Genomic DNA, 11,253 nt, shown 5'->3' on the forward strand with positions numbered 1-11,253 from the left:
ATACAATTTTCAAAGGGAAGCAGAAAATTTATTATCCTTAAATTTGTCAAAATGTTTTATATTAATGAAAGACGAACTAATAGATTATAAAGATTTTCTTCAGAAGATCAGTGATGAGATCCATTTCTTTTGCAGAGATTTTCTGCCTGACGATTTGGTGTTGTCCGGTCAGATTTTTTTTAAGTTCGTGTTTTTTATTTTCCTGATTGTATTTCTTGCTTTTATCTTAAAAAGTCTGATCAATCTTGTCTTCAGGTTTTTCTTTGATAAGGAAAAATATCCTGTGATGAAGTCCATTTATAAAGCAAGAGTTACCAGTTCTGTTGCTAATATTCTGGCTCTTGGTTTTGGAAATTATGCTTTGTTTTCGATCTTTTACAGGCATCCGAAAAGCTTTACTTTTTTGGAAAGACTGGTTGATTTCCTGATTGTTTTGACCATTGCCAATATGGCTTTCCGATTCATCCGCGTTTTGCAGACCTATTATGAGATCAAGAAAGATTATTATAAGATTTTAGCCATCAATTCCATTTCGCAGACGGTAAAGATTTTTGGAACATTTATCTTCAGTGTGATTGCAATCTGTGTGATTTTCGGGATTGCCAGCAGCACAGTTTTAGGGAGTTTGGGAGCTATTACAGCCGTTATTGTTTTGATTTTCCGTGATACCATTTTAGGTTTCGTAACCGGAATTCACGTCGCAACTTCCAAGAATCTGAAACCCGGAGACTGGGTCGCAATTCCGAAATACAATATTGAAGGAAATATAGAAGGCATAGACCTTTTGACAACTAAAATCAAGAATTTTGATAAAACCATTTCTACAATTCCTACTTATGATTTGCTGACAACAGAAATCAAAAATTATCAGGTTATTTCGGATGAAAACACTCGGCGAATCAAAAAATCCATTATGTTTAATATGAAATCTCTGAAGTTCGTAAACGAAGATCTGATGGAGCGTCTGAAGAAAATTAATCTCATCAAAACCTATCTTAATCTAAAAGAAAAGGAAATATCGGATGAGAAAAATTCAATTGAAAACCCAGACGAAATCATCAACGGAACTCAACTGACAAACATTGGCGTTTTCCGAAAATATGTTCAGAATTATCTTAACAATAATGATCAGATCGATCAAAAAGAAATCATTTTAGTAAGGCAATTGCAAAGTATGCCGGAAGGTCTGCCATTGGAAATATACTGTTTTGCAACAGAAGCTGATACTGAAAAATACGAGAATATCCAGTCTGATATTTTTGATCATCTGTTGTCTGCGGCTAAGGAATTTGAACTTGAAATTGTTCAGAAAGCGTAGGTCAGGCATCAGGAAGCAGTTTTTATCAACCATTATTCATCAATTATAAAAAGTTATGACAAAGTTAAGTGTCAATATCAATAAAATCGCAACACTCAGAAATGCAAGAGGAGGCGATGTTCCAAGCGTTACTCAAGTTGCTAAGGATCTGGAAATATTTGGTGCTCAGGGGATTACAATCCATCCAAGACCGGACGAGAGACATATCACAAAAAAAGATGTTTACGACCTGAAACCTCTGGTGAAAACAGAATTTAATATCGAAGGAAATCCTCACAGACCTTTTATTGATATGGTTCTGGAAGTAAAACCTGAACAAGTGACATTGGTTCCCGACGCAGATAATGCGATAACTTCCAACGCCGGCTGGGATTGCGAAAAAAATCTTGATTTCTTAAAATCGGTTATTTCTGAATTCAAAAACGCAGGTATCAGAACTTCAATTTTTCTGGATCCGAATCCAGAAATGGTGAAATTTGCCGCCGAAACTGGAACGGACAGAATCGAACTTTATACCGAAGCCTACGCCACAAATTATCTTAAGAATAAGGAGGAAGCGATTAGATCATATGTTGAAACAGCCGTAGAAGCTGGAAAGTTTGGTTTGGGAATCAATGCCGGACACGATCTTAGTCTTGATAATCTGAAATATTTTTCAGACAATATCCCGAATCTCCTGGAGGTTTCCATAGGTCACGCATTGATCTCAGAAGCACTTTATCTTGGTTTGGAAAATACAGTCCAGGTTTATTTGAAGCGGTTGGCAAAGTGGTAAAATTAATCACTCCAATCCCAACCTTATCGCAAATTTAACCAATCCGACTGTACTCTTGCAGCCGGTTTTTTCCAAGATATGCTGGCGGTGATTATCAACCGTTTTTTTGCTGATGAAGAGTGTTTCCGCAATTTCTTCGCTGGTCATTTCTTTAACAATTAAGGCAAGAATTTCGCGTTCTCGTGTCGTTAATAATGACAGCTGATCATTCTGGATTTTCTCCTTATGATATTGATTATAAATCAACGGAATAATGTCCTGAGAAAAATAAGTTCCACCGTTTGAAATTCTGTGGATTGCTTTCAGAAGTTCATCCTTTCCGGCATTTTTCAGGATATACCCGTCGGCTTCAGCGAGAACCGCTTCCTTTACCGCAGTCGAATTATTATACATCGATAAAATCAAAATCTGAATGTGCGGAAATTCACTTTTTACCATTTTGCAAAGTTCTGTTCCGCTCAGTAATGGCATACTGATATCAGTCAAAATCAAATCAAAGTTCTCAGGATTTGCTGCTATTTTCTCATAGGCCACTTGTCCGTTATTGGCTTCGTCCACGATGTTGCAGTTGGTTTCTTTGGATAAGAGATTCTTGATTCCATCGATCATCATTTGGTGATCGTCGGCGAGAAGTATGTTGATTTTTTCCTGATTATCCATTTTGGGGTAATGTGATTTCGATTTGTGTTCCGGCTAATTTTTCTGAATTAATTTTGATTTTCCCATCCATCATATGAACTCTTGCGTTGATGTTCTTCCAGCCAATTCCTCTGGACTTTGAGATTTCGTCTTGATTCATTCCTTTTCCGTTGTCTTTGATATTAATGATGAGACTTTTCTCTAATTTTTTGATTGATAAATTGATAGAGCTTGCGTCGGCGTGTTTTATCATATTATTGACAACTTCCTGCACGATTCTGTAGATGGAAAGTTCGTTTTGCTTTTGGAATTTTATTTCTTTGATTTCTTCCGGAATATGAAGTTCCATTTTCGTTGTTGAGGAAGCATTTACCTTATCAGCAAGATTTTCCAAAGCCGGAAAGATTCCGAAATTCAGTTCTTCCGGAATCAGATTGTGAGAAATGTTTCTGACTTCCGAAATTGTTTTATCAACTAAACTCTGAATATTTTCTGTTTCCTGATTTTGTTCCTGCGAAGAAAGATTCATTTTGATTAAAGAAAGCATTTGTCCAACGCTGTCGTGAAGGTCTCTTGCAATTCTGATTCTCTCATTTTGTTCACCTTCAAAAAGAGCTTTTGTCTCCAGTTCCTGCTGACGGAAAATCTCCTTCTGAAGTTTTTTGTCCTGCTTGTGCTGGTAATTTTTATATATGAAAAACAAAACTACTAATAAAATGAAAGACAAAATTCCGCCAAAAATCAGCCAGTTATTTTTTTGTTTGATTTCGAATTCCTGCTGATTGATCAGGTTTTGTTTCTTCTCGGTTTCATATTTTACATTCAGTTCCGAGAGTTGTACATTTTTCTTCGTATTTACAACGCTGTCACGAAATTTTGCATACAACTTGAAATTTTCAAAAGCCTCATTTGTATCTCCTTTTTTTTCATAATATTGAGACAAAGTGAAATAATAATCTTCTGCCTTGCTTCTGTCTTTATAATTTTTGATGTATTGATAGCAGAGATCCAGGTAAGATTTTGCTTCGGTGAGTTTTCCACTATACAGATTGGCTTGGGACAAAGTAAGGTATGAGCCAATCCATTTTGAAGTATCAGTTTTCTTTGATATATATCGCAGGCTTTTTTCTATGTTTTTTATGGCTTCATCAGTCTTACCGATTTCATAAAGATTGGCTCCCAGATTTTTGTATCCGGCGAATAAACCCGCAGAATCTTTAACAATCTCTCTCTGCTCGAGGGATTTGGAGAAATAATACATACTGAGATCATCCTTTTCAAGCATATAATATACATTGGCCAGAGAATTATAAGAGTCTGCAAGACCTTTGTGATCATTTAATTTCGTATTGATCAGGATAGATTTTTTGGCATATTGCTCTGCAATCGAATAATTTTCTGTTTCCATATAAGTTGCAGCAATATTATTACAGGCACTGGCAATTAATGGATTATTCCTTAGTTTTTCTGCTTTTTTCAACGATGCGAAAAAATATTTCTGCGCAGTCACAAAATCACCTTCACCAAAATACATTCTTCCAATATCAGATTCTATTTTGGAAGATTCTTTTAAAGTTTTACTTTTCGCTAATTTTTCTGTCAGCTCCTGAATGGTTTGAGATTTAGCAATAACGATGGCGAAAAGAGTTAATACGGAGATAAAGCTTTTGATTTTCACAGTTTTGGTTTTACACAAATGTATAAATTAATTCATTTCAAAATTCAAAGAGCAATTGCCATGCTTTTTTAGCTCGCCGACAGGTTTATAATTTTCAAAAATACCCGTTCCATAACATCCAGTGAAATAAGTGAATTTGCCCTCACTTCTGATTTGTTTTCCGCCAGAGAAAGAGGCTTCCAGATAAGTTCCGTCTTTCCAGTGATAAACACCTTTTTCATCCTGGAATTTGTCGTCCGCAAATTTCCCAGAATAATAATTCCCTGCTGGATTGGTTTGTTTGCCCTGATACATATGACCGTTTTTCCAGTATCCTTCTGAAACCGTCCCTTGTGGAAAGGTCATTTTTCCATAGCCATTGATGGTTTTATCTGCAAAATCACCTTCATAGATCCTGCCGTCTGTAAAAACAAGTTTTCCTTTTCCTTCAGGATATCCGTTCAGCATTTCGCCGGAATATTCGCCGTTCTTATATTTTTTTGTTCCAATTGGATTTATTGCTCTTACGAAATTTCCGTATTGCCAATAGCCGCTTTCTATTCTTCCGTCGGCGTAATTTAAAGTACCGATTCCATTAAATTTCCCTGAAGCAAAATCTCCGGCATAGATATCTCCATTTTTATAAGTGAATGTTCCTTTTCCGTCTCTCTGATCGTTTAGCCAATCACCTTGATAAATATTTCCATTAGCACCAATGAATTTCCCTTTTCCGGACAGCTTATTTTCTAAAAATCCACCTTCATAATAATCGCCTTCTTTCCAGGTGTATTTTCCGTTTCCGGTGCGCAGATCATTGCTCCAGTAGCCTTCGTAGATATCTCCGCCGACAAATTTCATGATTCCAAATCCTTCACGTTTGTCTTTCAGGAAATTTCCGTCGAAAAGACTACCGTCTTTGTATTTGTATTGTCCTTTTCCTGACATATCATTGTTGAAAAACCGACCTTCATATATTGTTCCGCTGGAAAACGTTAAGATGCCGAAACCTTCTTTCATATTGTCTTTCCAATCGCCTTCATATGATTGATTTTCAAAAAACCACTGGTATTTTCCTTTTCCAGATCTTTTGTCGTGAACCCAATCACCTTCATATAAATCCGAATTATAGCTGTATTTTCCTTTGCCATGTCGCTCATCATCCACCCAATCTCCGATGTAATAATTGCAATCGGCAGTTGCGTAGCCTTTGTCATTTTGAAGTTTTCCTTTCCCATTTTTCTTTCCGTTTTTCCATTCGCCTTCGTAGTAATCTCTTCCGTCTTTTTCGCGGTAATACCATTTTCCAAAACCATCTGGCTTTCCGGATTTCAGATCGCCTTCGTAAACTAAGGTTGAGTAATTAAAGATCTTTCCTTTTCCATCAAACTGATTGTTTTTCCAGCTTCCTTCATAGATCTTTCTTTTTTTGTCGCCGGCATCATATGCTTCACCATTTCCGTTGGCTTTTCCATCGACAACATCACCTTTGTACTTTACCAAAAGTGAATCTTTATCGTAAAGAACTCTGAATTCCAATTTCTGAGCATTGATGAAAAATGCTGATAAAAATGAAAAAATTAATAATGTATTTTTCATAGAAATGGTGTTGTTTTTACTTTTAAATTAATACTGAGCAGATTTGCTGTAAAGTGTAATGGTATAACTTGTGAAAAAATCTTTTTCAAGGTCCAGGGAAATTTCAAGAAAGGGCATAGCTGCTTTTTTTTCAAATACTTCCATAAAATAGGTTCCAAATAAATCATCTTTTTCCACTTCGATATCATATTTGGAAGCCGGGAAATAGGAATTAACAAATTCGTTAACTGCTTTTTCCAATTCTTTTGCATCTTTATATTCAGAATACAAGGTATAAACGGCTGCTTTCTCCGTGTCTTTTTTTGAAATGAATTCTTTTCCGACACCCATTTTCAGCTTTGAATCATAGACTTGATAACCGTCTTTTCCTTTGAACGTACTTGTATTTCCAATGATATTAACAAAATCGGTTTCCGAATTTTTCATCAGAGAAGTCAGTTTTGCTTTGTAATCCTGAGCATTTGCAAAGACAGAATTAATAGTTATAATTAAGATGGTAAAAAAAGTTTTCATGGTTATTAATTTTTGATAAATTTTGTTGAAGAATAAAAATTTTCTGATTTGATTTTCAGGATATAAACACCTTTTGGAAGCTGACTTACATTGATCTCAGAATTAGATTTGAATTCAATTTGTTTAATGAAAATACCATTTGATGAATATAAATCTGCCGTAGAAAGTTTCTGATTATTTTCGGTTTTAATTGTCAGAATATCTTTTGCCGGATTCGGGTAAATCTGGATTTTGTTCTGCGATTGAATCTCTGAAGTTCCCAAAACGCTGTCTCCATAAATCCTTACAATTCCATACTGATTAATGCCATTTGGCTGGTTGAATGTCGCAAAATTCCCTGCAATCACAATCTTGCCATCCGGATCTTTAATCATCGCTGAAACTTCGCCATTTGCGCCTAAAGATGTGAAAGTAGTATCGCGGCTTCCGTTGGCATTCAGCCTGCAGAAATTCTGAGGAATATTGATGCCGCCGACATAGATTTTACCGTCATTTGCAACAACAATTGAATTAATTCTGCCAATAAATGAAGTCCAGTAAGGTGTCAAAAAAGTAGAATCCAGAGTTCCGTCAATATTTAGCCTTGCAATACAATCTCTCTCAAGACTATTATAAGTTTTGAAATTTCCTCCAATTAAAATCTTTCCGTCCGGCTGAACTGCAATCGCATTAATGTTAGTTCCATTTGGTAAACTAGTTTTGAAAGTGAGATCCAGACTTCCATCAGCATTTAATCTTGCGAAACGGTAACGGTCTGTTCCGTTGTATTTGGTGAAGTATCCGGCGATCAGTATTTTTCCGTCCGGCTGCACAACAATTTGGTAAACGCCGTCATTAGCAGAAGTTCCCGCATTGAAAGATGCATCCGTAGAACCATCGGAATTAAGCCTCAAAAGTCCTTTTGTGAAATAACCGTTTGTAATCAATCCAACCAGGATTTTCCCGTTACTTAATGGTACAATTTTATTAGCTGACGGAACACTCGTAAACTGACTGAGCGAAAAGCTGTTGTCCACTGAAAAATCAGTATTGAATCTTTGAAATAAACCATAAGTTGCCAAAAATATTTTTTGATCCGGTTGGATAGCTGTGATGTAATAAGATTTATCAGTCGGAATATTCTGGGCAGTTGCGCTGATGCTTCCGTTGTAATTCAATCTTACAAATTTTGCGGCGTTAGAATTCGAATTGAAAATAGAGAACTGTCCGGACAAAACATATTTTCCGTCGTTTTGTCTCACAACATCAGAGACAACATTGTCTGCGCTGGTTCCTGTGTTGAAAGTAAGATCAAGATCGCCACTTTTTTGCCCGAAAACAAAAGATGATAAAAGCAAAGCGGTATAAATTGAAGCTTTTTTAAGTAATATTATTTTCATAATAAATGATTTTTAAATTCTTACAAATTGCAGATTGCTGTCACAACAAATCAGAGTTGAAAAAAGGGAAAGCAGTTTTAATGTCATTAAAATATTTTTATTGAACCAACGGAATGTTGAGGCTTATACTGATGCTGCGTGTATTGGCTTTATCACCATTTCCTTTTGCAAGATTTGCTAATCCTAGGTCATACTGAAATTTGAACATATATGCAGTAAACTGTATCCCAACGCCATAATCCATTCTGCCAAGTTCATTATCAAAATCGATTTTCTCCTTTGCGCCATTTCCAACTCTGTATTTTTTATTGCCGGATACTGCATAAGCTACATAAGGACCAACACCGATATCAATATTGTTTGCTGTGTATGCAAGAGGAAGATTGAGTTGTAAAAATCCCAATTTGATATCCGCTGCAGAATTGTTGATAACGCTGTTGTTGGAACTTCCTTTTTTGACATATTGCAAAGTGGGAATCAATCCATAACCTTCAGCCTCATCGTCTTTTTTAAATTTTGAGGCGCTGAAAGGAACAAAAACAGCCAAACCAACGTGAAGGCCAACATTGCCGGATTCATCGATTTTTGGCTGGGCTGTTTTATATTTTATTCCTGTTAAATTTACACCTCCCAGAATATCAAGTCTCTGAGCTTTTGCTGTTAAACTAAAGAAAATACAAAGGGTGGCAAAAATGGTTTTATAAAGTGGTTTCATGATCTAAGTTTTTTAATGTCAATTAATTAATCGTTCCACTGAATTTTCCTTGCTCTGCGTAAGCTTCGCTTCTCGCGTTGTTGTAGCAAATGGCTGTAAAAGTTCCTTCTATTTTATTTCCGCTGATCGAGGTTATTTTCACTTCTCCGCCGCCGGTCATAGATGTTCCGTTGTTATCGGTGCTGTAAGATTTTGCCATATCTGTCACATTCTGATAATCTTTTCTCATGATAATTCCGTTTTGAGAACCACTTCCTAAAGTGTAAGTTTTTGGGGCAGTTACGTCGCCATACAAAACCATATTAATAGATTCGTTTCCGCCATCCCGAATTGCAGAGATTGTAAGAATTGTCATTCCTGCAGCTGATGTTTTTACGATTCCTGCTTTCGTAGAACTGAATTTTCCGGCATTGCCACCATCAAATCCATAATGTTCGGCCGTCAAAGTTGCAGATCCTCCGGTAGAATTTTCGGTTGTGTTTTCATCGTCATCTCTGTGACAAGAAATTAAAACTGTGGTCATAAAAAGACCTGCTAACAGATAAAAGAATAGTTTTTTCATTGTAATAAGTTTTAGTTGTTTTGTACGACAAAGGTATTTTGAACTGAAAACCAGTACAATAAAGAGAAGTACACCTTCTTATAGGTATTTGTACTCATTTTGAATTTAATATCACATAAACCGTTTTTAGAAATCTGTTTTTATAGCTTAGGCCAATTGAATTTTCAAATATTTATCGTAAATTTCAAAAACAAATTGGTGATTTTTAATGCTTTGAATATTAGTTATTTAAAGTTTAAAATCATTTATTTTAATCAGTTTTAATAAGAATTAATGGAGATTTTACACTCAAAAATATACGGAGAAGAGAGAACAGAAACGCCGCTTCTGGTTTTCCACGGATTATTCGGAATGCTGGATAATTGGGGAAGTTTCGGGAAAGAATTTGGAGAATTGATGCCGACGCATCTTCTGGATCTCAGAAATCACGGTCGAAGTTTCCATTCAGATTCTATGACGCACGATGATCTGGCAAATGACATTCTTAATTATATGGAATTTCATAAAATCGAAAAAGCCAATCTGCTCGGACATTCACTAGGTGGAAAAGCTGTGATGCAGTTCGCCATCAATTTCCCGGATAAATTAAATAAATTAATCGTTGCCGACATCTCTCCAAAAGCTTATCCGCCACATCACCAGGGCATTATAAAAGCTTTGCAGACTGTGGATTTTTCAACAGTAGCTTCCAGACAAGATGTAGAAAAAATCTTAGGGGAGTATATTCATGAGAAGTTTGTAATTCAGTTCTTGATGAAGAATCTTTATTGGACTGATGATAAAAAGTTAGCTTGGAGATTCAATCTCAATACTTTGGCGGAAAAATATACGGAGTTTGTGTCTAATGCAATCAGATTTGGCGTTTTTAATGGACCGACTTTGTTTATTGCCGGAGCCAATTCTAATTACATTCTGCCACAGGACGCACTTCTCATCAAACAGCAATTTCCAAACTCTAATATTATCAAAATAAAAAATGCAGAACATTGGGTTCAGGCCAATAATCCTGTTGACTTCAATGCAGCTGTCAAAGATTTTCTTTTATCATAAATAATTACATATTAATTCAGATTTGATAATGGTATAAGCCTTGTACTAACGGATCTCAATTAAAATTTATTTTTATGAAATGGAAGTTATCAATTATTCTGATTCTGTGTTTGACGTTTTTCAAATCTCAGGAAAATATTTCGGAGGTTTTGATGATAAAAGACATCACTTATAAAACCAAAGACACAGCCCGCCAGAAGCTTGATGTTTATCTTCCTCAAAAATCCGAAAAGAAATTTCCCGTTGTAATTTTTGTCCACGGCGGCGGTTGGATAGGTGGTAAAAAATCTTTTCCGGAAAAATATTATATGAATGATTTCATTCTGAAATTAGTCCAAAACGGTTATGCTGTAGCGAGTATCAACTATACTTTGCTGAACGAAAATACACATTTCCCAGCACCTGTCGAAGATTGCAAAGAAGCCGTGAGATGGATTCGCGCCAATTCTGATCAATATAATTTTGATGAAAAAAATATTGGATTATGGGGCGCTTCTGCCGGAGCACAAATCGGGATGCTGGCGGCTTACTCCAAGGAAAATGAATTCTCTGATAACAGTAATCTCTCAAACTATTCGGCAAAAGTAAATTATGTGATAGATTATTTTGGACCGTCGGATCTTAACAAACTTTTCCGTACAGAAACGGCTGGATTTAAGATTTTTATCTTTAAACTGATCTTTCCTAAAATTTACAAAATGCGGAATAATATGATTTTCGGTTTTACAGAACTGGACATCAAAGAGCAGAAACAAGATGCAATTGATCTGCTAAAAGTCTATTCTCCAATAACTTATATTACTGATAGTTCTGTTCCTACATTAATCATCCACGGTAATAAAGACAGAATAGTTCCTTTTTCACAATCTGAAATACTGAAGAAAAGGCTGGACGAAAATAATGTCAAAAATGAATTAATTCCTATCGATAAAGGAGATCACGGATTGAATGAAGAATCTGGTCACGAACTGATGTTAGAGAAAACACTGGAATTTATGAAACAAAATACACATTAATTTCCTGATAGATTTCAATGTTGTGATGGGAGA

Annotated in this window: 11 protein-coding genes; 4 read left to right on the plus strand and 7 right to left on the minus strand. The window is 35.7% G+C overall.

Annotation, left to right across the window (positions count from 1 at the left end; all coding sequences use genetic code 11):
* Nucleotides 1-64: 64 nt before the first annotated feature.
* Together ACFJGY_RS09710 and ACFJGY_RS09715 are read left to right on the plus strand one after the other, a co-directional pair.
* Nucleotides 65-1,318, plus strand: a complete 1,254-nt coding sequence (locus tag ACFJGY_RS09710) for a mechanosensitive ion channel family protein (RefSeq protein WP_379963339.1) — start codon at nt 65-67, stop codon at nt 1,316-1,318.
* 55 nt (nt 1,319-1,373) lie between these two features.
* Complete coding sequence (locus tag ACFJGY_RS09715) at nt 1,374-2,093, plus strand: pyridoxine 5'-phosphate synthase (protein WP_379963341.1); 720 nt, start codon at nt 1,374-1,376, stop codon at nt 2,091-2,093.
* Nucleotides 2,094-2,099: 6 nt separating this feature from the next.
* Here ACFJGY_RS09715 and ACFJGY_RS09720 read toward each other — a convergent pair whose 3' ends face one another.
* The 7 genes from ACFJGY_RS09720 to ACFJGY_RS09750 form a co-directional block, all read right to left on the minus strand.
* On the minus strand, nt 2,100-2,753 hold the full coding sequence (locus ACFJGY_RS09720; RefSeq protein WP_379963343.1) for a response regulator: 654 nt from the start codon (nt 2,751-2,753) through the stop codon (nt 2,100-2,102).
* The gene (locus tag ACFJGY_RS09725) at nt 2,746-4,410 is read right to left on the minus strand and encodes a tetratricopeptide repeat protein (protein ID WP_379963345.1); all 1,665 of its coding nucleotides are present in this window, start codon (nt 4,408-4,410) and stop codon (nt 2,746-2,748) included. The genes ACFJGY_RS09720 and ACFJGY_RS09725 overlap by 8 nt, the downstream gene beginning before the upstream one ends.
* Before the next feature lie 27 nt (nt 4,411-4,437).
* The gene (locus ACFJGY_RS09730) at nt 4,438-5,985 is read right to left on the minus strand and encodes a hypothetical protein (RefSeq protein ID WP_379963347.1); all 1,548 of its coding nucleotides are present in this window, start codon (nt 5,983-5,985) and stop codon (nt 4,438-4,440) included.
* A gap of 27 nt (nt 5,986-6,012) precedes the next feature.
* A complete protein-coding gene (locus tag ACFJGY_RS09735) occupies nt 6,013-6,498 on the minus strand; it encodes a hypothetical protein (protein WP_379963349.1) in 486 nt (161 codons plus the stop codon).
* A 5-nt stretch (nt 6,499-6,503) separates the two neighbouring features.
* Nucleotides 6,504-7,877, minus strand: a complete 1,374-nt coding sequence (locus ACFJGY_RS09740) for a T9SS type A sorting domain-containing protein (protein WP_379963351.1) — start codon at nt 7,875-7,877, stop codon at nt 6,504-6,506.
* 97 nt (nt 7,878-7,974) lie between these two features.
* Complete coding sequence (locus ACFJGY_RS09745) at nt 7,975-8,592, minus strand: outer membrane beta-barrel protein (RefSeq protein WP_379963353.1); 618 nt, start codon at nt 8,590-8,592, stop codon at nt 7,975-7,977.
* A gap of 22 nt (nt 8,593-8,614) precedes the next feature.
* Complete coding sequence (locus tag ACFJGY_RS09750) at nt 8,615-9,154, minus strand: hypothetical protein (protein WP_379963355.1); 540 nt, start codon at nt 9,152-9,154, stop codon at nt 8,615-8,617.
* Nucleotides 9,155-9,427: 273 nt separating this feature from the next.
* Here ACFJGY_RS09750 and ACFJGY_RS09755 point away from each other — a divergent pair, with 273 nt between their 5' ends.
* On the plus strand, nt 9,428-10,204 hold the full coding sequence (locus ACFJGY_RS09755; RefSeq protein WP_379963357.1) for an alpha/beta fold hydrolase: 777 nt from the start codon (nt 9,428-9,430) through the stop codon (nt 10,202-10,204).
* A gap of 74 nt (nt 10,205-10,278) precedes the next feature.
* Nucleotides 10,279-11,220: an alpha/beta hydrolase fold domain-containing protein gene (locus tag ACFJGY_RS09760; protein WP_379963359.1), complete on the plus strand. Its 942-nt coding sequence runs from the start codon at nt 10,279-10,281 to the stop codon at nt 11,218-11,220.
* The last annotated feature ends 33 nt before the right edge of the window (nt 11,221-11,253 follow it).

This window comes from Epilithonimonas sp. UC225_85 (assembly GCF_042695135.1).
Taxonomy (GTDB): Bacteria; Bacteroidota; Bacteroidia; order Flavobacteriales; family Weeksellaceae; genus Epilithonimonas.